Origin of the sequence: Actinoplanes regularis, assembly GCF_900188005.1 — a bacterium.
GTDB classification, from domain to species: Bacteria; Actinomycetota; Actinomycetes; order Mycobacteriales; family Micromonosporaceae; genus Actinoplanes; species Actinoplanes regularis.
Genome location: NZ_FZNR01000016.1, coordinates 12,859 through 38,164, shown reverse-complemented (window position 1 = coordinate 38,164; position 25,306 = coordinate 12,859). Strand labels below are relative to the sequence as shown.

The following is a 25,306-nucleotide window of genomic DNA, read 5'->3' as shown; positions in this document are numbered from 1 at the left end:
GTGGCGGCCGTGCGCACCAGCCCGGGGCCGGCGTGTCCTGCCGACGTCAGGTGGCGGCCCGGCACAGCTCCAGCAGGCGCTCGTCGTCGGCGACCTGGTCGTCCGACGACGAGTCGGGGGAGACGTTGAACCTCTCACTCGCCTCGATCTCGGCACGGAGCAGCGGCTGCAGCGCGGTCGCCAGCGAACCGGTGGCCGTCTCGGCGATCTCCAGCCGGGTATACGGGTTCCCGTGCCAAGCGGCGGCCAGGACCGGCGCCACCCGTTCGGCGTCCCCGGTGAGGCGCCACAGCGTGAGAGCGGCACGCGTGGCTGTCCACCAGTCCGGCTCCGGCGGAGCGTCGAGGTACTTCGCCACCAGCGGTGCGGCCGAGGCTGCGGCGGAGCCCATCGCGGCGATCTCCTCGAGCGCCGCCGTGGCGGCCAGACCGTCCAGACGAGCGGTCAGCAGCGCCAAGACCTCCGGTGACCGGTCGATCCGCCACAGTGCTCCGGCCGCCGCGACGGCGAGCCCCGGATCGTCGCTGGCCGCGGCCGCCCGGAGGGCGGGCAGCGCGTCCTGCGCCGCCGGGCCGATCCGGCCGAGTGTGGCCGCGTTCCAGTCCCGCAGCGGCGAGGCGAGCAGCCGGGGCACGGCCGGGGCCGCGGCCGGACCGAAGGCCCGCAACGCGAACTGGAACGCGTACCACTCGGTGGGCGCCCGGTCGCCGGCTGCGAGGACTGGAATACGGGGCACGATCTCGGCGGTGATCCGGTCGGCGTACCCGGTGTACCGGGCGAGGCTGTACCCCGTGTTCTCCGGGCGTTGCGGGAGCCGCAGCGCGGTCAGCAGCAGCGGTAGGGCCCGTTCGTCGCCGAGCCCGGCGAGGACCTCGACGTACGGATGTAGCCGTGGCAGATCCTGCGACGAGTACCGATCGGTCCACTCCGGCCGTCCGTGCCGCCAGGGCCGGGCGTCGATGGCGGCCAGACGTCCGGCGACCGTCTCCGCAGCCGGTGCGGCGATCGGGCCCCACCACTTCAGCATCCTCGCGGCGCTTTCGGCCAGCTGCTGTGACCGGTCGAGCAGCCCGGCGATCCGGATCACCACCTCGTGGTAGTCGCCACGCCGACTCTCGACCAGCCTGTTCGCGGCGGACAGTGCGTCACCGGCGAGATCATCGTGGGGTGAGGCGAGCAGTGGGGTGACGATCGCGATCCGCTCCGCCACGCGCGGGCCGAGCGAATCGGTCAGTTCCCCGATCAGGTGCATGCAGTGCGGCGCCCGGCGCCCCTGCGTCATCTCGTCCCCCAGTACCCGGATCGGGCCGATCAGGGGGTCCGTCTGGAGGTCGGCCGGTTCGGCGACGGGACCCTCCTCGGCGTACGCACGGTCGATGAGCTCCGGCACACCGTCGAGCGGAACCCGGCTCGGGTCGCTCTGAGCCACCGCGATCAGGGCGGCCAGCGCGGTGGACGCGGGCGCGGACCGGGCGAGCCTGAGCAGGTGGCCGATCGCGTTGTCGTTCAGTTCCAGACTGCCCACGGCTTCGAACAGTCCCCTTCGGACCTCGGCGTCCTCCTCGGTGCCGAGCAGGCCGAGGAGCAGGCCGGCGAGATCGGGCAGCGCCGTGGCCACGGCGACGAGCAGCTTCGGCACCGCGGCCCGCACCGCCGGGTCGGGGTCGTCGAGGAGACGGAGCAGAGCCGGCGCGGCGGCCACGGCGAGCGCTTCGGCCCGCGCGGCCTGCCGGCGCATCTCGGCGTCGTCCTCGTCCAAATCGTCCTCGTCCGGCCATTCGCTGAGGTCGGTGATGCTGGCGAGCAGTTCCGCGATCCCCGTCCGGCCGGGCAGGCCCGGCCGGGTCAGAGCCTCGATCAGGTACGGCACCGCGGCGACCGTGGAGTCGTAGACGTCGCCCTGGTGGTGGACCGCGCCGTACATGGCGTCGAGGGACTCCTCACGGACCGCCGGATCGGGATCGACCAGGCCGCGCACCCACTCCGGCACCTCTTCCGCCGAGCCGTAGGCGTGCTCCAGCGATCCCCAGTCGAGGTCATCCAGCCCGTTGAACACGAGCGAAGCCTAACGATCAGTTGCACGCTCCGTCGTCACGGCGGTACGGAACCGTCGCAACGTAGACGTACGGCCGCGAACGCCCTACAGTGTGCGAACCCATCAATCGAGGAGGGCTCATGGCCGAGTCGCCACCCGAGCAGCGAAAACCCACGGACCCGGCACCACCCGTGGCCCCCGGGCAGGTGCCCCAACTGCTGGTCATGCCGCCGACCGACGCGATCCCGTCGATGGTCTGGCCGGGGTCGGACGACAAGCCGGCCTGGGCGATCCCGGTCCAGATCCCGGCCGGCACGCGCGGTTACGCACTGTTCGTTCCCATGGTTCCGGTGCAGGCGCCCGACGCTGATTCCGTCGAGGAAAAGGCGTCCGCGCCGGAAGCCGGTCCGGAAGCCGCCGTCCCGGACCCCGCCAAGTCCGACGTGGACGAGGACGACGAAGACGAAGAGGACGAGAAAGAGGACGAGGACGAGGACGAGGACGAAGAGGACGAGGACGGCGACGAGGAGGACGAGGACGACGAGGATTCCGTCCCGGCCGAAGCGGGGGTCGGTGCCGGAACGCCTGGGCCGAAACGGCCCGCCCCGGACACCTCGATCCCTCCCGCACCGCCGATCCACCCGTGGGGCGTGCCTCAGCCGCCGGTCCGGCCGTTCCCCGTGTACCAACCGCGGGAGTCGTCCTGGCAGCGGTTCCGTGAGAAGCACTGGCCCGGCCCGGTGCGTTCCGGAGGCCGGGCCGTCCCGGCCGGCGTGCTCGCCGGCGCGCTCGGCTTCCTCGTCTTCCTCCCGCTGGACCGGACCGGCATCGGCTGGTTCCTCGCCGCGGTGGCGCTGATCGCGGGCGTCGTGAACGCGGTCCGGCGCTCCGCGGACCTGTCGCACTCCGAGCGGTGGATCCGCTCCGGGTGGGCCGTGGCGGCGCTCGCCCTGCTGCTGGTGCCGGCCTTCCGCAACGCCTGGTGGCTGGTGACCTTCAGCGTGTTCGGCGCGCTCGGCTGCGCGGCACTGGCCATCGTGGGCGGCCGGCAGATCCGGTCGATCCTGTTCAGCCTGGTGGCCGTCCCGATAGCGGCGCTGCGCGGCCTGCCGTGGGTGCGTAGCCACCTGCAGCCCGGCCGCAACCCGGGAATCGCCCGGCGGGTCGTCTTCTCGATCGGACTCACGGTCGCGGTCCTGCTCGTCTTCGGCGCGCTGCTCACCTCGGCCGACGTCGCGTTCTCGACGCTGCTCGACCGGATCGTGCCCGACTTCGACTTCAGCGGCGGAACGCTGTTCCGCTGGATCTTCCTGGCCACGCTCGGTGGCCTGATCGCGGTGGCCGGCGTCTACACGCTGTCGGCGCCGCCCACGACCTCCAGCCTGGACACTCCGGGTAAGGGCCGGTTCGGCCTGGTCGAGTGGGCGCCGGCCTGCTCCGCGCTGGTGCTGCTCTTCGCCGGGTTCGTGGCGGTGCAGTTCACCGTGCTGTTCGGTGGCCGACGGCACGTGTTGAAGACCGCCGGGCTCGGCTACGCGGAGTACGCCCGCAGCGGCTTCTGGCAGTTGGTCGCCGTCACGCTGCTCTCCCTGGCCGTGCTCGCGGCCCTGGCCCGCTGGGCGCGACGGGATCAACCGCTCGAGCGGGTCCTGTTGCGGGTCCTGCTCGGTCTGGTCTGCGGGCTGAGCGTCGTCATCGTGGCGTCGGCGCTGTCGCGCATGTGGGAGTACCAGCGGGTCTACAGCTTCACCGGCGAACGCATCTTCGTGATGTCGTTCGAGATGCTGCTCGGCGTCGTCTTCGTGCTGATCGCGGCGGCGGGGATCCGCTGGCAGGGCCGGTGGATCCCGCAGGCCACCGTCGGACTCGCCGTGCTCATGCTGCTCGGCCTCGCGGTGCTGGGCCCCGAGGGCTACGCGGCCGACCGGAACGCCGTCCGCTACGAGAAGACCGGCAAGATCGACGCCTGGTACCTGCGGGCCCTGTCCGCCGACGCGACTCCGGCGCTGACCCGGCTGCCCGATCCGGTCCGCCGCTGCACGCTGAGCTGGATCGCCGAGGATCTCAAGGAGCCCGACCCCTGGTACGCCTGGAACCTCGGCCGGTGGCGGGCCCGGCAGGCGCTGGAGGATCTCGGCCCGGCCGCGATCGGCAAGCCCGCCGACTGCCGCGCGGCCGACCAGTACGACCTGCCCAAGAAGCGCCGCTGAGGGCTTGAGACGACGACGGCGGCGAGGTTTCCTCGCCGCCGTCGTTCGTCGACCCTTGGTCAGCCCGCGGAACCTTCTCCGCCGCGACCCAGGTGATGTTTCGACGTCTTCGTCATGTTCGCCCCCACAAAACAGCGGCCCTCAAACGGCCCGCGGTCTTCCGTATTCGGAATGATCCAGTTCTTTTCCACCGGCAACAATAGCGGGCGTGGGGAGGAAATGTCGGTAGAACACAATCGTGTCCCACGGGAAGCGCGTGGCCGGGCCGCGCAAATTGATCTTCTCGGTGGAGTGGTATTCGCGGCCGGGCGTAATCCCCCACAGGGGTGACCCCAATTTCCGCGCCGCTCCTGACGCGTTGGATAGAACGCGCGGTGACCAGGATGAGTCGCTCGACTCGAGATCATTTGTCGGTCCGATGTGGGCGCCCACATCGCCGCTCTGAAGCATTTCCGACATATGCGCCTGGTTCCGTATCTTCATAGACTTCATACTGATGTCTCGTTCTGAATGTGTTTCGCTTCGCGCCGTGATCCTCGGAGGGCCGGGCGATGTCCGAGAAGCTCACCGTCCCGCAGGTCTGGGGTCGCCCCGGTGATCGATGTCAGCGCCGACCGGTTGCTCCCAGTGCCGCGGAATTTCCTGCTCGACGCCGGGCCCTCGTTCATCGCGATCGCCGGGGTCATCGCCAACATCATCCAGATCGTCACGGTGGGTCGAGTCACCACCGAGGGCCTGGTGGCTTTCGGTTTCGTCGTGACCGCGACCGTGGTGCTCGTCGGCTACAACTTCAAGCGCCGCCGGAAGGTGGACGACGCGGCCGTGGGTGAGCTGAACGTCGTCCGCAGCGCTCTCGCCTCCACGTTCGCCGCCTACCGGCCCTACCAGGACGAGCTGACGATCGTCTTCAACATCGGTGAGGGGTCCACCGGCGACGTCGTCGAGGAGCACCACGTCACCACGGCTCTGCAGGACGACTCCGCCGTCCACTGGTGCCATCTCGAACCGGTCACCCGGGGCCCGAGCCAGAGCCTGGAGTGGAACCTCCTCAAGCTCCTGGTGAACCGGCGGGCGATCTCGTCCGGGCAGGCGCAGCGGGCGGTCCCGATCAGGTTGCACGGCACCTCCGCCCCCGTCCTGATCTTCTTCGCGCCGCCGTCGGCCACCGTGGAATGGATGGCGAACTACCGGTCGCCGTCGTTCTGGGACCCGCTGCGACGCGACTACTCGCAGCAGTTCGAGTGGATCCCGCCGGCGCTCGGTCTGGACGAGATGTCGAAGCGGCGCAGCCCGGTCCGGTCCATCACCTTCGAGTTCCGTGTCCCACCGTCGCTCGGCATGCTGGCCGACCCCGGGCCGCCGCCGAAGGGTGTCACCTTCCGTCGCGACTCCACGGGCGTGCACGAGTACACCATTCACAACGTCGCCGAGCTGCCCGGCGGTGAGGGCTCCACGGTCAATCCGATCAGCTGGCCTTTGAGACTCATCAGGCGGGAGGGCGAGACATGATGGCGTACCCACGGCTGTCGAAGGCCGGAGGAACGGCCTCGTGGCTGATACCGGCGGCGGTGACGCTGGTCAATGTCCTGCTGGTGGTCGCGGTCAGCGCCGGCACCCGGGTGGCGCTCGCCGTGGTCGGTGTGCTGGCGGTCGCCTTCAGCGCGGCGCTTCTGCGCCGGCCCAGGGGAACGGCTCCGCTGCCGGAGCCACCGGACCCGCCGGGCAGTTTCACCGAAGACCTGGAGCTCACCGTCTGGATCGGTGCCACACCCAAGGGTGACCGCATTCTGGAGCGGCGGCGGACCCGGCCCGCACATCGCCTCGCACAGCGGAAACTGAGCCCGATCTCCCCGTACGTCGCCACGGACACCGACAAGGTGTCGATCACCCCGACGCTGCGGGTGAAGAACGCGCCGGTCGAGGCGAGCTGGATGCCGATCGACACCGCCGGCCGGGGGATCGTCCATTTCGTACCCGCGGTGACGCGCGAGACGCTGGAGTGGGAGCTCGACTACACGATTCCCGGGGGCCTGTGGAATCCACTGCGCTCAGTCGGTCTGGACGTATTTAGATACGACGTTCGCACTTTCCCGATCGGACGGTTCTCCATTCTGTTCATGTTCGCGGCGAACGTCGACGCCGTCTCGGTACAGGAGCGTAATCGTCGCGGCACAACCAGTTATCTGGAACGGGGGGAGCACGGCGGGAGATCGATTCTCTGGACCGCCGACGTTCCCACTCTGGCCACCCGTTATGAGTGGGACATTCGGGTGGACTGGGCCGACGGTCCGGCATGATCGCGGGGGATTCAGCGGGCGGCGGCGACCAGTTCGCGGACCGGTTCGGCGGGTGGTGCCGGGCGGGTGCGGGCACGGGCGGACCAGATCGCCGCGTTGAGGGCGGCCCAGGACACCCCGAGCACGATCGCGGCCACCGTCTCACTCGTGCGGCTCCAGCCCAGGTAGATCCAGGAACCGGCGCAGACCGCGACCAGCACCGCCGCCGTCGTCCACACGGTCACCCGCCATCTCCAGGACAGATCCTCGGCGAGCAGCCAGGCGAGCAGGCCGGCGGCCGCGGCCACCTGAGCGGTCGCGCCGGCGGAGAGGCCCGCCAGCACGGTCGCGAAGGCGTCCGGCGGGAGCGGTCCGTCGAACTCGGACGGCGCGGGGAACACCAGCTCGGCGGCGCGCCAGCCCGGTGTCGCGACCGCGGACAGGACCGCCGCGAGCACGAGCATCGGCAGCAGCGGTCCGAGCGACTCGGAGAGTGCGGCTCCGGTGCGGCGCCGCCACCACCAGCGCAGCAGGGCGATCGGCAGGGTCAGCGCGAGCAGCACCTCGGGGGTCAGGGTGGTGACGGTGCTGAACGCGAAGAGGTAACCGTCCGAGGTCCACTGCGACCGCGCCCACTCGCCGATCGACTCGTCCGCGCCGGCCAGCCCGCTGAACCGGACGACCGGCGGGATGACCTCGACCAGCAGCACGGCGAGGACGGTGAGCAGTCCGAGGCTGAACGCCACGGCCACGATCGGATGCCACTGGACCGCCTGGGCGCGGAGGTTGGCCGGGCCCCGCCGGAACCGGGGCGGCGCCAGGTGTCGCAGGGAACGACTCATCGTCCGTACCGGGAAAGGGTTTTGGCCCAGCCAGCGGCCCGTGAGAATGAGGCCGAGAATGATCAGGGTGAGGGCGGCCAGCGCGCCGGCGGCGCGCCCGGCGCGCGCCGCGAGGACGTCGTAGCCGGCGCCGGCGAGATAGCTGGCGCCGACCATCCAGAGAGCCCAGAGCGTCGCGGCCGGCGTGTGCCAAAGAGTAAACCGCTTAGGCGGTACGCCGTTACGCCCGGCCAGCCGTGGCATGAGCGTCCGGGCACCCACGACCCACTGGCCGAGAAAGATCGCCCGGCCTCCGTGCCGGGCGAAGAGCCGCTCAGCGCGTGCCCCGTACCGGCCCGTCGCCGACCGCGCCCACCGCGAGCCGGCCCGTGCCGGGGAAGCGGCCCGCCGGTAGGCGAGGTTGCCGCCGAGCAGGGCCGCCGCGACGGCGACCAGCAGGGCCGGCGTCACCGGGACCACCCCGGCGTTGGCCAGCAGCCCCAACGCGACCAGGGCGGTCGCGGACGGCAGGAGCACGCCCGCGACGAACGCCGTCTCGGCCGTGACCAGGACCGCGACCACCAGGTAGACCAACACCGGCGGGAGCCCGCCGAGCAGATCGTCGAGCCACCCCACCGGTGTTCCCCCGTTCGTCGCGCCTTACCTCTCGGACGTTAGGGCTTGGGCTGGGCGGCCGAATCCGTGATGCTCCTTAGGGATCCACCGATCTCTCCCGGAGGGACCCGTATGCATCCGATGCTGCAGCGCCTGGACGACCTCGCCGCCCACCTCGCCACCCGTGACGACACCATCGCGGTGCTCGGCCTCGGCTCGGCCGGCGCCCAGCGGGGTCGCCTCGACGACCACTCCGACCTGGACTTCTTCGTGGTCGTCGAGGAGGGTGCGGTGAGCCGGTACACGACCCGGACCGACTGGCTGACCGTGCCCTGCCCGGTGGTCTGGAGCTTCGCGCACGAGCGGCACGGCCGGAAGGCGCTCTACGCCGACGGGGTCTTCGTGGAGTACGCCGTCTTCACCGTCCCCGAGCTGCGCCGCGTCCCGTTCCGCGGGGCCCGGGTGGTGTGGCGCCGCGCGGACGCCCCGCCGGGCCTGACCGAGTCCGACGCGCCGGTGCCCCGGCCGCCGTTCGACACCGTCGAGTTCCACCTCAACGAGGCGCTCGCCAACCTCTACGTCGGCCTGCACCGGGAGCTGCGCGGCGAGCACCTGAGCGCCGCCCGGTTCATCCAGGGCCATGCCGTCGACCGGGTGGTCGCGCTGCTGCGGCTGGGCGAGGGCGAACCGCCGTACCGTGATGTCTTCGACGCGAGCCGGCGGGTGGAGCGGACCTATTCGCCGCGGGTCCTGCCGCTGGAGCGGATGGTCCCGGGCTATCGCGGCAACGCCGCGGCGGCGCGGGTCGTCCTGGACTGGCTGAGCGCCCGCTACCCGATCCCGGCGCCGATCGGCGCGGCGATCGAGGATCTGCTCAGTAGCTGATCGGCAGGCCGGCGTAGTTCTCCGCGAGGCCGGTCGCACCGGCCTCGCTCGACGCCACCCACCGCAACTGGGAGAGCTGCAACTCGGCGTCGAACGGGTCACCCGAGGCGTGCAGCATCGTGGTCATCCACCAGGAGAAGTGGGTGCACCGCCAGACCCGCCGCTGCGCCGCGTCCGAGTACCCGTCGGCGAGCCGGTCGTCCCCCTCGACGAGCCGGGCGACGAGCGCCTTGCTGAGCAGGGCGACGTCCGCGATCGCCAGGTTGAGGCCCTTCGCGCCGGTCGGCGGCACGATGTGCGCCGCGTCGCCGGCCAGGAACAGGTTCCCGTGCCGCATCGGGGTCTGCACGTAGCTGCGCATCGGCAGCACGCTCTTGTCGGTGATCGGCCCGGGCGTGAGCTTCCACCCGTTCTGCCCGTGCCCGAGCCGGGTCGCGAGCGCGTCCCAGATCCGATCGTCGGACCAGGACGCGGGATCGGTCCCGTTGGGAACCTGCAGGTAGAGGCGGCTGACCGTGGCCGAGCGCATCGAGTGCAGGGCGAACCCGTCCGGGTGCCAGGCGTAGATCAGCTCGTCGGTGGAGGGCGCGACGTCGGCGAGGACGCCGAACCAGGAGTAGGGGTAGACGCGTTCGAAGGTCTTCGCCGCCGGGACCGCCTGCCGGCTGGGGCCGAAGGAGCCGTCACAGCCGGCGATGACGTCCGCCTCCAGCCGTCGCCTCGCGCCGGACGCGTCGACGAACGTCACGAACGGGCGGTCCGATTCCACGTCGTGCAACTCGACCTCGGAGACTTCGTAGTGGACCTCCTGACCGGCGGCGCGCCGCGCGGCGATCAGGTCCTTCTGCACCTCGGTCTGGCCGTAGACCCAGACGCTGCGGCCGGTCAGGCCGACGAAGTCGAGGTGGTGCCGCTCGTGCGGCCACTGCAGGTGGATGCCGCGGTGCTCGTCGCCCTCGGCGCGCAGCCGGGCGCCGAGCCCGGCCGACTCGAGCAGCTCGACGCTGGAGTGCTCGAGGATGCCGGCCCGGATCCGGGCGGCCACGTACTCCTGCGAGCGGGTCTCCAGGACCACGGAGTCGACGCCGCCCAGGGCGAGCAGGTGGGAGAGAAGCAGGCCCGCCGGGCCCGCGCCGATGATGGCGACCTGGGTACGCATGCCCTCAGCCTTCAGCGACCGGCTATCGCTGGGCAAGACCCTGTTTCCACTGGACGGAAGCCAGCGTCCGTCCGATCCCGTGCGCCGCGACCTGCAATGCCGACACCATCCGGGGCAGCTGCCGCCGCAGGTCGGGGACGACCAGACCGAGCGCGGCCACCACCGTGTCCCCGTTGCGCACCGGCACCGCCACCGAGCAGGCGCCCAGGCTCATCTCCTCGCCGGTGGTCGCGTAGCCCTCGGCCCGCGCCCGGCGCAGCTGTTCCAGCAGCCGGGCCGGCTGGGTGACGGTGTAGGCGGTGACCCTGGTCAGCCGGCCCAGCGCGGCCGTCCGGACCTCGTCCGGGGCGTACGCGAGCAGCACCTTGCCGACCCCGGTCGCGTGCAGCGGCAGCCGGGAGCCGACCTTGCTGACCACCGGTACCGAGACGTGCCCGGCCAGCCGGTCGATGTAGAGCACCTCGAGGCCGTCCCGGACCGCGAGGTGCACGGTGGCGAGGGTGGCGCCGTACAGGTCGTGCAGGAACGGGCTGGCCGCGGTCCGCAGCTCGCTCTGCACCGGGGCGAGCAGGCCGAGCTGCCAGATCCGGCGGCCGATCACGTAGTCGCCGTTCGGCTCGCGGGCCAGCGCACCCCAGGCGCGCAGCTCGGCGACGAGCCGGTGGGTGGTGGCCAGCGGGGTGCCGGAGCGGCGGGCCAGCTCACTCAGCGTCAGGCTGCGATGTTCCGCGTCGAAGACCCCGAGCAGGCCCAGCGCGCGAGCGGTCACGCTCTTCGTCATCGGGCGCCCTTTCCGCTGAGTGGAAGCCGAGTATCGCCGAGGGAGCGCCGGAGCGCCTAGCGTCCGACGGGTGAACCCTCAGTCGTCACAAGCTGACATCAACCAGGAGATCGAGGCGGCGGCGCAGCAGCCGGGCGGCCCGCAACCGAAGATCGACTACGCCGCGTACCGCAGCAGCGTCCTGCGCCACCCCAAGCAGCCACTCCAACTGGTCGACCCGGAGTCGGTCGAGCTGTGGGCGCCCGCCTTCGGTCACCGGGACGTCGCCGACGACGAGGCCGACCTGACCATCCAGCACGCCGGCACCCCGCTCGGCGAGCGGATCGTGGTCACCGGCCGGGTCCTCGACGGTGACGGGCGTCCGGTGGCGAACCAGCTGATCGAGGTGTGGCAGGCCAACTCCGCCGGCCGGTACCGGCACCAGCGCGATCAGCACCCCGCCCCGCATGACCCGAACTTCACCGGCGTCGGCCGGGTCCTCACCGGGGCGGACGGGACGTACCGCTTCCAGACGATCAAGCCCGGCCCGTACCCGTGGCGTAACCACCTCAACGCCTGGCGCCCGGCGCACATCCACTTCTCGATCTTCGGGACCGATTTCACCCAGCGCCTGATCACCCAGATGTACTTCCCGGGCGACCCGCTCTTCCGGTACGACCCGATCTTCCAGTCGATCACCGACCCGAAATCCCGGGAGCTGCTGATCGCCCAGTACGACCACGACCTCACCACCCCGGAGTGGAACACCGGATACCGTTGGGACATCGTGCTCACGGGGAGCCACCGCACTCCGCTCGACCTGGAGGAGACAGCATGAGCGCGGCTCCGGGGCAGACAGTCGGCCCCTTCTTCCACCTCGGTCTCGCGTATCCGCAGATGAATGAGCTGGTGCCGCCGGCCAATCCGCGGGCGGTACGGCTGCACGGCCGCGTCACCGACGGTGAGGGCAACCCGGTGCCGGACGCGGTGATCGAGATCTGGCAGGCCGACCCGCTGGGGCGCGTCGTCCGCCGGCCCGGGTCGCTGCGCCGCGACGGCTGGACGTTCACCGGTTGGGGCCGCGCCGCCACCGACCCCGACGGGCTCTACTCGTTCGCCACCCTGGAGCCCGGCCCGGCCGAACCGGGGAAGCCGGCGTTCTTCGCGGTGACCGTTTTTGCCCGGGGCCTCCTCGACCGGCTCTTCACCCGGGCCTACCTGCCGGACGACGCGGCGGCGCTCGCCGCCGACCCGCTGCTGTCGGCCGTCGACCCGGCGCGCCGCGACACGCTGATCACCAAGCGCGTCGACCAGGGACTGGTCTTCGACCTCCGCCTGCAGGGCACCGGCGAGACGGTGTTCCTGTCCTACCCCCGGCTCCGAGACGCGTGGGCCTGAAAACCCTCGGGGGTACGGCGTGAGCGATCTCCTGTGGCCCGGCGACCACCGAGCCGGTGACCTGTTCACCGACGCCTCGGTGGTCGCCGCCATGATCCGTGTCGAGCACGCCTGGCTCACCGCGCTGGCCGAGCTCGGCGTCGCCGGCATCACCGTGCCGGACGACCTGGCCGAGCTGGTCGGCCCGGACGACCTGCCCGCCCTGGCAGTCGGCGCGGAGTCCGGCGGCAACCCGCTGATCCCGCTGCTCAAGCTGCTCCGCTCCCGGCTGCGTGGCCGCAACACGGCCGCCGCCGGGTGGCTGCACAAGGGACTGACCAGCCAGGACGTCGTCGACACCGCCCTGGTGCTGTGCCTGCGTGACGCGATCGCCCGGATCCGCGCCGACCTGCTCGCCCAGGTCGGCGCGCTCAGCCGGCTCGCCGAGGAGCATCGCGAGACCCGGATGGCCGGGCGCACCCTGACCCAGCACGCCATCCCGATCACTTTCGGCCTGAAGGCGGCCGGTTGGCTCACCGGCATCCTCGACGCCCGTGACCAGCTCGCCGTGGCCGGGAAGCCGCCGATCCAGATCGGTGGAGCGGCCGGCAGCCTCGCCGCCCCGGCCGCCCTGGCCGGCGGCCCGGCCCGGGCCCGTGAGCTGGTCGCCGTCACCGCGCGGCACCTGGGACTCCCGGCGCGCGAACCCTGGCACACCAGCCGCGCTCCGCTGACCCGGGTCGCCGACGCGTTCGTGACCTGCACCGACGCCTGGGGGAAGATCGCCAACGACGTCCTCGTCGGCGCCCGCCCCGAGGTGCACGAGCTGATCGAGAGCACCGCCGCGGGCAGGGGCGGTTCGTCCGCCATGCCCAACAAACAGAACCCGGTCCACGCCGTCCTGATCAAACGTGCCGCGCTGGCGGCCCCGCCCTTCGCCGCGCTGGTGCACGCCGGGGCGGCCGCGGCGGTCGACGAACGCCCGGACGGCGGCTGGCACGTCGAGTGGGCCACGCTGCGCACCCTCGCGCGGCGCACGGTGGTGGCCGGGGCGCAGACCGCCGAGCTGCTGGCCGGCCTGCGGGTGGAGACCGGGAAGATGCTGGCCACGCTGCACGAGGCGCGCCCCGGCATCGACGCCGAGCAGCAGTCGATCACCCCGGGTGTGGCACCGGACCAGCCCTATCTCGGGGCGACCGACGAGATCATCGACGCGGTGCTCGCCCGGGCGAAGGGGACGGTCTGATCGTCCGTACCGGATGAGAATCGGTCTTCAATGTGGAAGAAACGCTTCCGGAAGGAGCCCTGTGCTGACCGCGACCGTCTTCACCGATGCCCCTGAGCGCCCGCTGCTGCTGCTCGGATCGTCCGTCGGCACCTCGGCCGAGAGCCTCTGGGCACGCTGCGCGGCGCGGCTGCACGGCCGCTACCACGTGGTCGGCTTCGACCTGCCCGGGCACGGCCGCAGCACCCCGGCGCCCGGCCCGTTCAGCATCGCCGACCTCGCCGCCGCACTGCTGGAACTCGCCGACCGACTGCGACCCGGCGAACGCTTCCTCTACGCCGGCGACTCGATCGGCGGCGCGATCGGGCTGGAGCTGCTGCTCGCGGCGCCCGAGCGGATCGCCGCCGCGGCCCTGCTCTGCACCGGCGCCAAGATCGGCGAGCCGGAGCTGTGGGCGGAACGGGCCGCGCTGGTCCGGGCGGAGGGCACCGGGGCGGTGGTCGCCGGCTCGGCGGAGCGCTGGTTCACCGCGGGCTTCCCGGAGTCCGAACGTGAGCCGCTGCTCGACGCGCTGCGCGCGACCGACGACGAGAGCTACGCCCGGTGCTGCGAGGCGCTGGCCGGATTCGATGTACGGGAGCGGCTCGCCGAGATCGTCACCCCGGTCCTCGCCGTCGCCGGCGGGCAGGACAAGCCGACGCCGCCGGAGGGGCTGAGACTGATCGCGGAGAGCGTCCTGCACGGCCGTCTCGTCGTCCTCGACGAGGTCGCGCACCTCGCTCCGGCGGAATCCCCGGAGGTCGTCGCGTTCCTGCTCGACCAGCACTTCGAGGAGCTGCGGGCGGCCGGCACCGCCGTCCGCCGTGAGGTGCTGGGCGCGGCCCACGTCGACCGGACGACCGCCGCGACCACGCCGTTCACCCGCGACTTCCAGGATCTGATCACCCGGTACGCCTGGGGCGAGATCTGGACCCGGCCCGGACTGGACCGCCGTGGCCGGTCGATCGTCACGCTCACCGCGCTGGTCGCTCTCGGACATCACGAGGAGCTGGCCATGCACGTGCGGGCCGCCCGTACCAACGGCCTCACCACCGAGGAGATCAAGGAGGTGCTGCTGCAGACCGCGATCTACTGCGGGGTGCCGGCCGCCAACGCCGCCTTCCGCATCGCCCAGCACGTCCTCGCCGACGTCGACAGCCGCTGACGCCGGCCGGGTCAGGCGGGCCGGTCGACCGGGTGGCGGAGGCCGGGGTGGCCGGCGGGCAGGGTGCGCTGGATGACCCACCAGCTCACCGCGAGACATCCGGCGATCAACGGCCAGGTCAGCAGGATCCTCGCGGCGGCCAGGACGCCGACCAGGTTGGCGGCGTAGAGCGGGAAGAAGATCGCGAGGCGGATGACGTACTGGAGGACCCAGACCCAGCTCGCCCGGGAATAGGCCTTCAGCAGGTCGGGGTCGCGGCGCCAGCGGGTGCGCTGGCCGAGGACGGCACCGACGATCAGGCCGAGCAGGGGCCAGCGGATCACGATGCTGATCGTCCAGGCCAGCACGCTAGCGCCGTTGCTGAGCAGTTGGAGCAGGAAGAAGTCCTCGGCCTTGCCGGTGTGCAGGGCGATCAGCGCGGCGACGCAGACGGCGAGCAGGCCGATCAGTACGGCGCGGGGCCGGTCGCCGCGGTGCAGGCGCCAGCCGACGACGCCGAGGGCGCAGATCAGCGCGCCGGCCGTGCCGGCCCAGAGGGAGTGGAACGGGAGCCAGCCGGCCAGGAAGCCGACGGCCGGCAACGACGCGTCGAGGGCGGCACGCCGCCCGTTGAGCAACTCCGACAGCGATTCCGGCTGCGCCATCTCCACCCGCCCGTTTCGTGAATTAGGGCAGCCTAATCTATGGCCCACTGGTCAGGGGCGTAGGCGGGCGGTCAGGGCGCGGCGGGTGAGTGGGTGACGGGGAGCGAGGTGGGGCGGCCTCGTTCCCCGTCCATGGTGCGGCAGCACTGCGTGCGGTTCACGCGGGGGATGAGCTGCGCCTCCGTTCGGTCTTCGGGGATGACTGGGAGCGCTCCCAGTTAACCGAACTGTAGCAACTGTTGCGCGCCCCGGCGAGGGGTCAGACGGCCGAGCAGGCCACCGTCGGCGTACTCGGTGTCCCGGCTGCGATGAAGCCGAAGGTGGTGGAGCCTCCGGCCGACAACGCCCCGTTGTACGTGGCATTCGACGCCTGGATCTGGTTTCCGCTGGTCAGCACCGTGGCGCTCCACGACTGCTGGACGGTCTGCGCCGCTGGATAGGTGAGCGTCACCGCCCAGCCCTTGACCGCCGCGCTGCCCGCCGTGACCGTGACGGTCGCCTGGTAGGCGCCCGACCACTGCGACGCCACCGACACCGACGCCGAGCACGCGCCCGACGGGGCGGTGGTGGGCGAAGTGGTCGGGGAGACGGTCGGCGAGGACGTCGGCGACGAGGTCGGTGAGACCGTGGGCGAGGACGTCGCGCCGCCGAAGTTCACGTCACTGCAGAAGTAGTAGGACTGGTCCAGGTGGCTGGCCTGCCAGATCGTGTAGACCATGGCGCGCCCGGATCGCCCGGACACGCTCACCGGGATGTCCATCTGCACACCGTTGCTCAGCTGCTGGGTCCACTGTGCCGCGGGCGTGTTCGGCACTTCCTTGACCAGGGTCAGGTCCGACCACTTCAACGCGGTCGTGATCGGGTTGTAGGACGGCTTGGTGACGTACACCCGGATGTAGTCGGCCCCGTGCCGCGCTCCGTCGAAGAGTTGGAGGGTGAACGAGTTGGCGAGGTTGGTCGCCTTCCAGTCGCCGATCGTGTCCATCGCGGCGTACCGGCCGTTCTGGGTCTTCCCGGCGCTGCACAGTTGCCCGTCCGGGATTGCGGCCTGGTGGTTGCCGGCGACGCCCTCGCGGTACAGGCCGTTCCAGTTCCACATCGCCTGCGGGTCGGCCTGCCAGGCCTGGTAACACATCGGATCCTCGGTGGCCATCTCCGGTGCCTGGAATTTGTCACCCCAGCGCTGGAAGCAGCCGTAGTTGCGCGAGGCGGGACTGACGACGTTCCCGTGTGCCTGGGCGGGCCCGCTCGGCGCGACGATGACGGCGAGGACGGCGGCCAGGGCCGCCATCAGGGCAGAGAGTAGGAGCCTTTTGCGTACGACGGTTTGCATGCGAACTCAGCACTCCTGAGCTCAGGGCCGCGCGCGTGGCGACGGCCGGCTGTGAGGACGGCGGAAGCTGCCCGGGCTTCCGTGTGCCGCGCGACTCCGGCGGCAGTGCTGTGGCGCCCAGCCTGCCTTTTTGATTGAGTCAAGTCAATGCGTCTGAAGAAATCGGATGCCGCGTCCACCCGCCGCCCATAGGTTGTGGGGATGTCCGCTGAAGCAGCCCGCGCCGCCGATCTCCTCACCCAGCTGTCCAACCCCGCTCGCCTGCGCGCCTTCGCCGAGCTGGTCCGCCGCGGCAAGGAGGGGTCGTCGCTCGCCGAGATGGCCTTCCACCTGGACATCTCCAAGCCGGAGGCGGGTGAGGCCCTGGGCCGCCTGGCCGGGCTGGGGCTGGCCGACGGCAGCGGCGACGGGTATTACCGGGCCAAGCCGGAGGTGCTGCGCGAGGCGGCCCAGGCGCTCGTCGCGACCCTGCCGCTGGCGCCACTGCTCAAGGAGTACCCGCAGCTCAAGAGCTTCTTCGCGCACGGCCGCCTGACGAGTCTGCCGCCGACGCTGAGCGACCGTTACCAGCAGATCGCGGAACTGCTCGCCCGGTTCCTGGCGATCGAGGGCGTGCTCACCGAGGACGAGGTGAACCGGCGTCTCGCGGCGGTCACCGACGACGTGGCCGCCGTCCGTCGCATGCTCGTCGAGACCGGCTGGATGGAGCGCGACCGGGCCGGCACCTCTTACGGCGCCGGCCGGGTCTACGTGGCCTGACCCCGTCGCTCCGGGCTGTTCCTGGGGAGATCTGGGACCTCGGCGCCCCGCTCCCGATCACCGTCAAGTGACCGGATGTCCCCCGGTCGGGTGTTTTCAGGAGGCCGGCGGATTACTCCCCCTGAACGGGGTATTCCGGGCTCGCACCGTCAGCTACGTCGAACCGAGGGGGGTTCCGGTGCCTGACATCGTGGAGATCATCAAGGAGCAGCACCGTCAGGTCGACGACCTGCTCAGCCGAGCCGAGAAAGACGATTCCGACCGGGCCGGGCTGGTGCGGGAGGCGGCCCGGATGTTGCTGCCGCACTCCGCGGCCGAGGAGGACTTCGTCTATCCGGCCATCCGCAAGAAGGCCGCGGAGAGCGGCGAGGAGGTACGTGACGGCGTCGTGGAGCACCACCAGATCGAGGAGATGCTGACGAACCTGCTCGACGGCAGCCCGGACGATCCCGGCTACGACGGCACGCTCGCCGCGATCATCGGCGAGCTGCGGCACCACGTGCGCGAGGAAGAGGAGGACCTGCTGCCGATCCTGACGGAGCGGCTCAGCGACGCCGACCGCGAGGCGATGGGGCGGCGCTTCGCCGAGGCGACGACCGGCGAGCTGCCCGGGTCCGGCCGTTCCGCCGGCGGGGACACCCGGCGTGAGCTCTACGAGAGGGCCAAGGAACAGGATATTCCCGGCCGTTCCAGGATGACGAAGGAGGAGCTGGCGCAGGCGGTCAGCGAGGGGTGAAATCGCCCGGGGAGGTGTGGATCACACTCCGTTCAACAAGATCTACATTCTCGGGCATGTCGCTGCAAACGCATCGAAGCCACACCGCGGCCGTTGCGCAACGGCCGGTGCTGGCGCCGCACCTGCAGGAGACCATCGAGTCTCTTGCCGCCGGGGAGACAGCTCGCGAGATGGCGGCCCGCCTGTACATCTCGCCAAATACCGTCAAATCCCGGCTGAGGACGCTGTACCAACAGCTCGGCGCCCGTGACCAGGCACATGCCGTGGCCATCGGTTTCCGGATCGGCGTCCTCCGGACGGCAGGCGAGGCCGAACCCGGCCTCGACCGGCAGCCAGTCATGATCGGCACCCTCGACCCGGGCAGTCTCCGGGACACGATCGCCGAACTCACCGCCCTGCTGCGCATGGTGGAGCGGGTCCGGCACCCGGACGTCGGCCACCTGCCCGACCTGCTCCGGCAGGTGGGGGAGCTGGCCAGCCGTCCGCACGACGATCCACACGACGCCCTGGCCCGGATCGCGCAGATCGCGGCCGAAGCCGGATTCGGTGCGGATGGGCCCGGCGCCGAGCCGTCGTCCGCGCGATAATGAACCGGTGGGTGACCGTCCGGTGGAGCGGATGCGGCCGTGCCGCCGCTGCGGTCACCCGACCCGGGTCGACCGCATGGTGCAGGGCTACGGGCGCAACTGCGCGGCCCTGCTCGGCCTGACCGGTGCCACGGTCGACACCGGTCACCTCGGTCCTGACCTGCTCGACCTGCTCGAGTTGGAGCCGGAGGACTGCTGCGACGGCTGGGACCGGCCCGCCGACAGCGACCTCACCGGCGGCCGACGGCGACCAGGCCCTGCGACGCCACCCGATCGGTGAGCGGCTCGTCCGTGGGGTCCGGATGCCAGTCCGCCCCACGCACCACCCCTGGCTCGACCAGCTCCCACCCGTCCAACAGCGCGGTGATCTGTCGCTTGTCCCGCGGTACGAGGGGCGTCCCGGTGCGGCTGAGCAGGTCGGCGACCCGGCTCGAGGCTTCCGGGTCCAGCCCGGCGGTGAAGTGCGAGAGTGCCAGCAGGCTTCCCGGCGCGACGGCCTTGCGATACCGGTGCAGTGCCGCGTCCAGCGCCGGCCCGTCCGGCACGAAGTGCAGCACCGCGAACATCAGGATCATGGTCGGCCGGCTGAGATCGAGCAATGAGCGCAGGCCGGGATCGCCGAGGACCGACTCCGTGTCGCACAGGTCGGCCTGCAACACGATGGCCCGGGGGTCGGCGCCGAGCAGGTCGCGGGTGTAGAGGACGGCGGTCGGGTCGTGGTCGACGTACGCGACCCGGGCTCGCGGATCAAGGGCCTGGGCGATCTCGTGCACGTTGCCCTCGGCCGGGATGCCGGAGCCGAGGTCGATGAACTGGTGCACACCGTGGGCCACCGCGTAGCGCACGACCCGGCGCATGACGGCCCGGTTGGCCCGGGCGACATCGCCAAGATCCGGGATGATCTCCATCATTCGTGAGGCGACCTCCCGGTCCACGGCGAAGTTGTGCGTGCCGCCGAGGAGGGTGTTGTACACCCGGGCGGAGTTCGGCCGGTTGGGATCGATGCTCACAACCCTGAAGATGCACTGGTTCGCATGAACTGGTGCCCGAAATACCGGAAAATTGGTAGTTTGATAAGGGAGGGGGAGGGCGTGGAGTCAGGCAACGAGCTGCCGGGGCTCATGATCGACACTGCGCCGGACGCGATCATCGTCAGCCGCTCGGATGGCGTCATCACGGTCGCCAACCGCCGTGCGCACGAGATGTTCAGCTACCCGCCCGGCCGGTTGATCGGCATATCCATCGACGATCTGATACCGGAGCCGGCGCGTTCGAAACACGCGACGCTGCGAGCCGAGTACCTCGCCGGCGAGCATCCTCCGCTACGCCGGCGGCCGGTGCGCGGCCGGTGCTACAACGGCTCGACCTTCCCGGTAGAGATCTCCCTCGCCACGGTCACCGCGCCGGACGGGGAGACGTACGTGACCTCGATCCTCCGGGACGACACCGTCCAACGGCGGGCCGCCGCCACCCTCAAGCTGTTCGCCTCGATCGTCCAGTCCTCGCACGACGCGATCGTCACCACCGCCCAGGACGGCCGGATCCTCTCCTGGAACCCGGGCGCTGAACTGCTCTACGGCTACCCGGCCGAGGAGATGATCGGCGCCTCGATCGAAAAGATCATTCCGCCGGATCGCCGCGGCGACGAGGAACAGATCCGCCACCTCGTGCGCCTCGGCGGCCGGGTGGACCGCTACCGCTGCTCCCGGATCACCGCCTCCGGCCGGCCTGTGGCGGTCTCCATGCTGATCTCGCCGCTGCTCGACGAGCACGACATGCTGATCGGCACCACGGGCACGGCCCGGGACGTCACCGAGCGTGAACGCGCCGAGGCCCGGGTCCAGGCGATCCTCGACGCCGCGCCGGACGCGTTGCTCGGCGTCGCCGAGTCCGGCCGGATGGTGCTGGTGAACGCCGAGGCCGAGCGGCTGTTCGGGCATCCCCGGCACGACCTGATCCACATGTCCGTGGACCGGCTGCTGCCGGACGGCCTGCCGCCGGTCTCGGCGGTCCTGCGCACCGGTGGCGACTCCACCCCGCTGGACAGCGAGCGGACCGGCGGCGACGAACAGCGCTGGGCCAAACGGCGGGCGATCCGCAGCGACGGTGCCGAACTGCCGGTCGACATCGCCGTCAGCGCGATGTACACCGACACGGGGGTGATCACCGTGGTTGCGGTCCGGGACATCACCGAGCGGCTGGCCGTCGAGGCCGAACGGCGCCGGCTGCGGGAGGAGACCGACCGGCAGCGGCTGGAGGCCCGGATGCAGCAGGCCCAGCGGCTGGAGAGCCTCGGTCAGCTGGCCGGCGGCATCGCGCACGACTTCAACAACCTGCTCGCGGTGATCGTCAACTACGCGGCGTTCATCATCGAGGACGTGGCCGGCAGCCCCGCGGCCGCCGACGCCGAACAGATCGCCCGCGCCGCCCAGCGCGGCAGCGACCTCACCCACCAGTTGCTCGCCTTCGCCCGGCGTGAGGTGATCCGGCCACGGCCGCTCGACCTGAACGCGGTGGTCACCGAGGTCCAGAAGATGCTGGAACGCTCGCTGGGCGAGCACATCAAGCTGACGGTACGGACGACCACGCCGCTGCCCGCCGTGATGGCCGACCCCGGCCAGCTGGAGCAGGTCCTGGTCAATCTCGCGGTGAACGCCCGGGACGCGATGCCGACCGGTGGCCGGCTCACCATCGACACCGCCGAGGTCCAGGTCGACGAGGAGCACTCGGCCGCTCGCGCGGGCCTCAAGCCCGGCAGCTACCTGCGGCTACGTGTCTCGGACACCGGCACCGGCATGCCCAAGGAGGTGATCGACAAGGCGTTCGAGCCGTTCTTCACCACCAAGCCCAGCGGGCAGGGGACCGGCCTCGGCCTGGCCACCGTCTACGGCATCATCACCCAGGCCGGTGGCACCGTGCAGATCTACTCCGAGCCGGGCATGGGCACCACGTTCATCATCCTGCTGCCGGTCACCGACATGCAGGCGCAGGAGACGAACGGGGAGGACTCCGCGGACCTGATGCCCGGGGACGGGGTGACCGTCCTGGTGGCCGAGGACGAGGACGCGCTGCGCGAGGTGACCTCCCGCATCCTCAACCGCGGCGGGTACACCGTGCTGGCCGCGAACGGTGGTGAGGAGGCGCTCCGGCTGGCCGCCGAGCACCCGATCGACGTCCTGCTCACCGATGTCATCATGCCGGGGATGCTGGGCAAGGACCTGGCCGACGCGATCGTGACCCGCTATCCACGGACGAAGGTGCTGTTCATGTCCGGATACGCCCAGCCGGTGCTGACCGACCACGGGACCCTCTCCGCCGACGTGCACCTGCTGGAGAAGCCGTTCACCGGTGCCGAGCTGATGCGCGCCCTGCACGACGAGCTGCACGCCAAGCCCTGACCTCCGGTCGGCGTTTCATCCGGCCCGCACGCCGAGCAGGTCGGCGACCGCGGGTTCCAGCTCCGGATAGGTGAACTCGAAGCCGGCCTCGCACAGTCGCTTCGGGACACACCGGCGGCCGGTCAGCACCAGCAGTGGATCGGCGCGCAGGAGCACCGATCCGAGGCGGACCAGAGGCGCGGGGGTGGGCAGGCCGACGGCGTGACCCGTCGCCCGGCGGAGCGTGGCCATGAGTTCGCTGTTGCGCACCGGGCTGGGGGAGGCCGCGTGCACGATGCCCGACAGCCTCGTGTCCTCCAGGCAATGGCGCACGATCGCGCACAGGTCGTCGATGTGCAGCCAGCTGATCCACTGCCGGCCGTTGCCCATCCGGCCGCCGAGGCCCCAGCGGACGAAGTCGGTCAGCCGGTCGAAGGCCGGGGCGCCCCGATCGAACACGATGCTGGTCCGCAGGGTTACCCGGCGCGCAGCGGGCAGCTCCGCCGCGGCCTCCTCCCAGGCCCGGGCGACACCGGCCATCTGCGGCGGACCCTCGGCCGGCGGGGCGGACTCGTCGAGAGCCTCCTCGCCGGCGTCGCCGTAGATCGCCAGCGTGCTCATCTGCAGGAGCACCGGCACCGGCCGGTCCAGGCTCGCGCAGGCCCGGGCGAGCGTCAGGGTGGGCTCCGTCCGGGACCGGGTCAGCAGCGCGATGTTGGCCGGGGTCGGCCGCCGGAATACCAGCTCGCCGCAGAGGTTGATCAACGCGGCGCCGGACAGTTCGGACGCCCAGGGCCCGACGGTCCGGCCGTCCCAGGACACCTGCCGGCCCCACCGGACCCGGGTGGCCGAACGGCTCAGGACGACCACGTCGTCGCCCCGATCGATCAGGTCACGGGCGATCCGCTGCCCGAGGGCGCCGGAACCGCCGGCGATGACGACCTTCATCGGCCGTGGGTGGCGACCGCGTCGCCGATGGGCCGAACCGCTCTCGGCGACAGCGTGATCTGAGCTCTCATCTGGTTGCTTCCCGTCCCGGCAGTGTTGAGCGGTCGCTCAAAACTCAGGATACGCGGATTTGAGCGACCGCTCAAGACCGGGGCGGGCGCTACGGCGCGACGACGACGTTCGCGAGCGGCTCGCCCGCCGCATACCGCCGGACCTGGTCGATCAGCAGCCGCCGGGCCCGGGGAGCCAGCGCGGCGGTCAGGCCGCCCGCATGCGGGGTGATCAGGACATTCGGCGCGGACCACAGCGGGTGGCCGGCGGGCAGCGGCTCGGGGTCGGTGACGTCCAGGGCGGCGTGCAGCCGGCCTGACCCCAGCTCGGCGAGCAGCGCCCCGGTGTCCACCACCCGCCCCCGGGACACGTTCACCAACAGGGCGCCGTCGGCCATCGCGGCGAGGAACTCCCGGTCCACCAGACCCTCGGTCTCCGGGGTCAGCGAGGTGGTCAGGATGACGACGTCCGCCTCCGGCAGGAGCCGCGAAAGCTCCGAGATCGGTTGTACGCCGGAACGGGCGCTCCGGGCCACCCGGCTGATCTCCACCTCGAAACCGGCCAGCCGGCGCTCGATCGCGGCGCCGATCGAGCCGTAGCCGACGATCAGCACCCGGGTGTCGGCGAGCCCGGTCGCCCATACCGGGGCCCAGCGGCCCCCGTCGCCGGCCCGGACGAACTCCGGCAGACGGCGCCGCGCGGCGAGGGTGAGCGCCACGGCCAGCTCGGCGGTGGCCGCGTCGTGCACGCCCCGGCCGTTGGCCAGGGTCAGGCCGGGCCGCAGGTAGGGCAGGACATGGTCGTAGCCGGCGGTGACGGTCTGCACCACTCGAAGCCGGGGCATCCGCCCGATCGGCTCGCAGAAGCGCGGATCGATCACTCCGTACGGCATCGCGTAGAACTCGACATCGTCCAGGTCCTCGGGCACGGGCCGGGTGCCGTCGTAGAGGCCGGCGTCCAGGTCGCCGAGCTCGGCCAGCGCCTCGGCGTTCGAGATCAAATAGCGCACGGCGACAATCGTGCGGTGTCTCCCGCGATCCCGTGGCGGAGCGACGCGCGTGAATCCACGTGAGGCCCGCCACTGCGCAAGGGTCAGTCCCAGGGGACGGCTTCGACGCCGGGAAGCCCGGCCACGGCGCTGCGGTCCTCCCGGGCCAGAACCTCCAGGAGAGCGGTGGCCTCCCGGACGGTCACCAGCCGCCCGAGGGACTGCTTCGTGTCGGGCTCGGGGGTCTCCAGCCAGAGCCGGCCGTCGTCGGTGCACTCCACCTGGATCACGGCGTCCGAACGGGAGGTGAAGACGGCCCAGTTGCCCGGCGTACGCAGGATCTGCCGGTCGAGCCGCGCCACGCAGCTGTCCAGACTCTCCAGCCGCGGCAGTGCCGCGCTGCCGTGGTCCTCCGTCTGGTACCGCAGCTCCAGCACGTCGCTCTCCGGCACACCCTCGGCGGCGGTGACCAGCCCGGCCGGGTCCGCCCCCAGGAAGACCGGGCCGAGCCTCGCCCACAGGTCGTGCCGGGGCAGGTCGACCGCCGCCGACGCGCCGCCGGGGGAGGTGAGCGTGCCGACAGCCCGGTCCCACCGGCGTTGCAGGGTGAGGACGTGGCCGTCCATGCCCTGGATCTCGACGCGTACGCCGGCGGGCCCGTCCGGCGCGACCAGGGTCAGCATCCGCTCGGCCGGCCAGGGGTGGAACCTCGTCGAACGGCGCATCAGGCCGCCCGGCCAGTCGTCGAGCAGGCGGGCGTCGGCGCGCGGCACCGGGTGGCGGTTCCATTCGTTGAGCCGATGGACGAGACCGGTGCCGCGCGACGAGATCGCCCGGTGGAAGTCCGCCTCCGCCTCGCCCGGCAGGATCTCGCTGTGATGCACGGCCACGACCGTCACCGTCCGCTCGTCCAGCTCGCGATCGGGCCCCGAGCCGAGGTCGGGCCCGAGCGCGACGGCACGGTCCAGCCGCAGGCCGGGCACGTCGACAGCGAAGGGCTCGATCTTGCCGGTCGAGACCGCCGGGACGTCCAGCAGCGCCCGCGCCACGTCGTCGCTGAACGAGTCCGCGCCCGCGCGCAGCACCGTGATCCGCCCGTCGAGCACCCGGTGGACGGTCGTGACCGCCCCGGTGGGCAGCCGGACCGTCTCGATGAGCACCGGATGCCCGCCGATCACGCTCGGCCTCTGCTCACGTCGCCGCACCTGGCGGATCCGCTCGGCGATCTCCTCGTCGGTCATCCGCCTATTTGATCAACTCGGGTCGGCGGTCACGCCCCAGGGTGGGACGGCGAAGATCCCCATCTATCGTGGGTC

At 71.5% G+C, this 25,306-nt stretch carries 24 protein-coding genes; 13 read left to right on the top strand and 11 right to left on the bottom strand.

The genetic code is table 11. The annotated features are described in order from the left end of the window. Positions 1–46: 46 nt before the first annotated feature. Entirely contained in the window at positions 47–2,056 is a 2,010-nt protein-coding gene (locus tag CHC09_RS31975; RefSeq protein WP_089296982.1) for a hypothetical protein, read from the bottom strand. 119 nt (positions 2,057–2,175) lie between these two features. On the opposite strand from CHC09_RS31975, the gene CHC09_RS31970 reads away from it, so the two are divergent. After that, on the top strand, positions 2,176–4,245 hold the full coding sequence (locus tag CHC09_RS31970) for a DUF4153 domain-containing protein (RefSeq protein WP_089296981.1): 2,070 nt from the start codon (positions 2,176–2,178) through the stop codon (positions 4,243–4,245). 141 nt (positions 4,246–4,386) lie between these two features. On the opposite strand, the gene CHC09_RS45545 is transcribed toward CHC09_RS31970, so the two are convergent. Further along, positions 4,387–4,728, bottom strand: a complete 342-nt coding sequence (locus CHC09_RS45545) for a hypothetical protein (RefSeq protein ID WP_143232707.1) — start codon at positions 4,726–4,728, stop codon at positions 4,387–4,389. A gap of 111 nt (positions 4,729–4,839) precedes the next feature. Here CHC09_RS45545 and CHC09_RS31965 point away from each other — a divergent pair, with 111 nt between their 5' ends. Both CHC09_RS31965 and CHC09_RS31960 read left to right on the top strand, forming a co-directional pair. Then, on the top strand, positions 4,840–5,754 hold the full coding sequence (locus CHC09_RS31965) for a hypothetical protein (RefSeq protein ID WP_089296980.1): 915 nt from the start codon (positions 4,840–4,842) through the stop codon (positions 5,752–5,754). Then, positions 5,751–6,542: a hypothetical protein gene (locus CHC09_RS31960; RefSeq protein ID WP_143232705.1), complete on the top strand. Its 792-nt coding sequence runs from the start codon at positions 5,751–5,753 to the stop codon at positions 6,540–6,542. Before CHC09_RS31965 ends, CHC09_RS31960 begins: the two co-directional genes overlap by 4 nt. An 11-nt stretch (positions 6,543–6,553) precedes the next feature. Here the strand turns inward: CHC09_RS31960 and CHC09_RS31955 are convergent, their stop codons facing one another. Beyond that, positions 6,554–7,978, bottom strand: coding sequence for a DedA family protein (locus tag CHC09_RS31955; RefSeq protein ID WP_089296978.1), 1,425 nt, complete (start codon positions 7,976–7,978; stop codon positions 6,554–6,556). 111 nt (positions 7,979–8,089) lie between these two features. Here CHC09_RS31955 and CHC09_RS31950 point away from each other — a divergent pair, with 111 nt between their 5' ends. Beyond that, positions 8,090–8,842, top strand: coding sequence for a hypothetical protein (locus tag CHC09_RS31950; protein ID WP_089296977.1), 753 nt, complete (start codon positions 8,090–8,092; stop codon positions 8,840–8,842). Here the strand turns inward: CHC09_RS31950 and CHC09_RS31945 are convergent. Together CHC09_RS31945 and CHC09_RS31940 are read right to left on the bottom strand one after the other, a co-directional pair. Beyond that, on the bottom strand, positions 8,832–10,001 hold the full coding sequence (locus tag CHC09_RS31945) for a 4-hydroxybenzoate 3-monooxygenase (protein ID WP_089296976.1): 1,170 nt from the start codon (positions 9,999–10,001) through the stop codon (positions 8,832–8,834). The genes CHC09_RS31950 and CHC09_RS31945 overlap by 11 nt on opposite strands. A 22-nt stretch (positions 10,002–10,023) precedes the next feature. Then, positions 10,024–10,782 (bottom strand): IclR family transcriptional regulator, encoded by a 759-nt coding sequence (locus tag CHC09_RS31940; protein WP_089296975.1) that lies wholly within the window; start codon positions 10,780–10,782, stop codon positions 10,024–10,026. A 70-nt stretch (positions 10,783–10,852) separates the two neighbouring features. On the opposite strand from CHC09_RS31940, the gene pcaH reads away from it, so the two are divergent. The 4 genes from pcaH (at position 10,853) to pcaDC (ending at position 14,567) form a co-directional block, all read left to right on the top strand. Beyond that, positions 10,853–11,599 carry a protocatechuate 3,4-dioxygenase subunit beta gene (gene pcaH, locus CHC09_RS31935; protein ID WP_089296974.1) on the top strand — a complete coding sequence of 249 codons (747 nt, stop codon included), beginning with the start codon at positions 10,853–10,855 and terminating at the stop codon, positions 11,597–11,599. Then, positions 11,596–12,159 carry a protocatechuate 3,4-dioxygenase subunit alpha gene (gene pcaG, locus CHC09_RS31930; RefSeq protein WP_089296973.1) on the top strand — a complete coding sequence of 188 codons (564 nt, stop codon included), beginning with the start codon at positions 11,596–11,598 and terminating at the stop codon, positions 12,157–12,159. Before pcaH ends, pcaG begins: the two co-directional genes overlap by 4 nt. A gap of 19 nt (positions 12,160–12,178) precedes the next feature. After that, positions 12,179–13,384, top strand: coding sequence for a lyase family protein (locus CHC09_RS31925; protein ID WP_089296972.1), 1,206 nt, complete (start codon positions 12,179–12,181; stop codon positions 13,382–13,384). A 61-nt stretch (positions 13,385–13,445) separates the two neighbouring features. Next, positions 13,446–14,567 (top strand): bifunctional 3-oxoadipate enol-lactonase/4-carboxymuconolactone decarboxylase PcaDC, encoded by a 1,122-nt coding sequence (gene pcaDC, locus CHC09_RS31920; RefSeq protein ID WP_203833301.1) that lies wholly within the window; start codon positions 13,446–13,448, stop codon positions 14,565–14,567. A gap of 11 nt (positions 14,568–14,578) precedes the next feature. Here the strand turns inward: pcaDC and CHC09_RS31915 are convergent, their stop codons facing one another. Continuing rightward, positions 14,579–15,211 (bottom strand): DUF3159 domain-containing protein, encoded by a 633-nt coding sequence (locus tag CHC09_RS31915; protein WP_089297099.1) that lies wholly within the window; start codon positions 15,209–15,211, stop codon positions 14,579–14,581. A gap of 259 nt (positions 15,212–15,470) precedes the next feature. After that, on the bottom strand, positions 15,471–16,502 hold the full coding sequence (locus tag CHC09_RS31910) for a lytic polysaccharide monooxygenase auxiliary activity family 9 protein (protein ID WP_239138670.1): 1,032 nt from the start codon (positions 16,500–16,502) through the stop codon (positions 15,471–15,473). 243 nt (positions 16,503–16,745) lie between these two features. On the opposite strand from CHC09_RS31910, the gene CHC09_RS31905 reads away from it, so the two are divergent. From CHC09_RS31905 to CHC09_RS31890, 4 genes are all read left to right on the top strand, one after another. Further along, positions 16,746–17,303, top strand: coding sequence for a DUF2087 domain-containing protein (locus CHC09_RS31905; protein ID WP_089296969.1), 558 nt, complete (start codon positions 16,746–16,748; stop codon positions 17,301–17,303). Positions 17,304–17,481: 178 nt separating this feature from the next. Beyond that, on the top strand, positions 17,482–18,039 hold the full coding sequence (locus CHC09_RS31900; RefSeq protein ID WP_089296968.1) for a hemerythrin domain-containing protein: 558 nt from the start codon (positions 17,482–17,484) through the stop codon (positions 18,037–18,039). 56 nt (positions 18,040–18,095) lie between these two features. Further along, the gene (locus CHC09_RS31895) at positions 18,096–18,626 is read left to right on the top strand and encodes a helix-turn-helix domain-containing protein (protein WP_089296967.1); all 531 of its coding nucleotides are present in this window, start codon (positions 18,096–18,098) and stop codon (positions 18,624–18,626) included. 7 nt (positions 18,627–18,633) lie between these two features. Beyond that, positions 18,634–18,906: a hypothetical protein gene (locus tag CHC09_RS31890; protein ID WP_239138671.1), complete on the top strand. Its 273-nt coding sequence runs from the start codon at positions 18,634–18,636 to the stop codon at positions 18,904–18,906. Here the strand turns inward: CHC09_RS31890 and CHC09_RS31885 are convergent. After that, on the bottom strand, positions 18,857–19,636 hold the full coding sequence (locus CHC09_RS31885; RefSeq protein WP_089296966.1) for an SAM-dependent methyltransferase: 780 nt from the start codon (positions 19,634–19,636) through the stop codon (positions 18,857–18,859). The two genes, CHC09_RS31890 and CHC09_RS31885, sit on opposite strands and share 50 nt — an antisense overlap. A gap of 111 nt (positions 19,637–19,747) precedes the next feature. Between CHC09_RS31885 and CHC09_RS31880 the strand changes: the two genes are divergently transcribed. After that, positions 19,748–22,024, top strand: coding sequence for a PAS domain S-box protein (locus tag CHC09_RS31880; RefSeq protein ID WP_239138672.1), 2,277 nt, complete (start codon positions 19,748–19,750; stop codon positions 22,022–22,024). A gap of 15 nt (positions 22,025–22,039) precedes the next feature. Here CHC09_RS31880 and CHC09_RS31875 read toward each other — a convergent pair whose 3' ends face one another. The 3 genes from CHC09_RS31875 to CHC09_RS31865 all read right to left on the bottom strand — a co-directional run bounded on the left by CHC09_RS31875 (position 22,040) and on the right by CHC09_RS31865 (position 25,231). Beyond that, on the bottom strand, positions 22,040–22,951 hold the full coding sequence (locus tag CHC09_RS31875; RefSeq protein WP_089296964.1) for a TIGR01777 family oxidoreductase: 912 nt from the start codon (positions 22,949–22,951) through the stop codon (positions 22,040–22,042). Between the two features lie 160 nt (positions 22,952–23,111). Next, on the bottom strand, positions 23,112–24,011 hold the full coding sequence (locus CHC09_RS31870; RefSeq protein ID WP_089296963.1) for a 2-hydroxyacid dehydrogenase: 900 nt from the start codon (positions 24,009–24,011) through the stop codon (positions 23,112–23,114). Between the two features lie 83 nt (positions 24,012–24,094). Continuing rightward, positions 24,095–25,231 carry a hypothetical protein gene (locus CHC09_RS31865; RefSeq protein WP_089296962.1) on the bottom strand — a complete coding sequence of 379 codons (1,137 nt, stop codon included), beginning with the start codon at positions 25,229–25,231 and terminating at the stop codon, positions 24,095–24,097. Between the last annotated feature and the right edge of the window lie 75 nt (positions 25,232–25,306).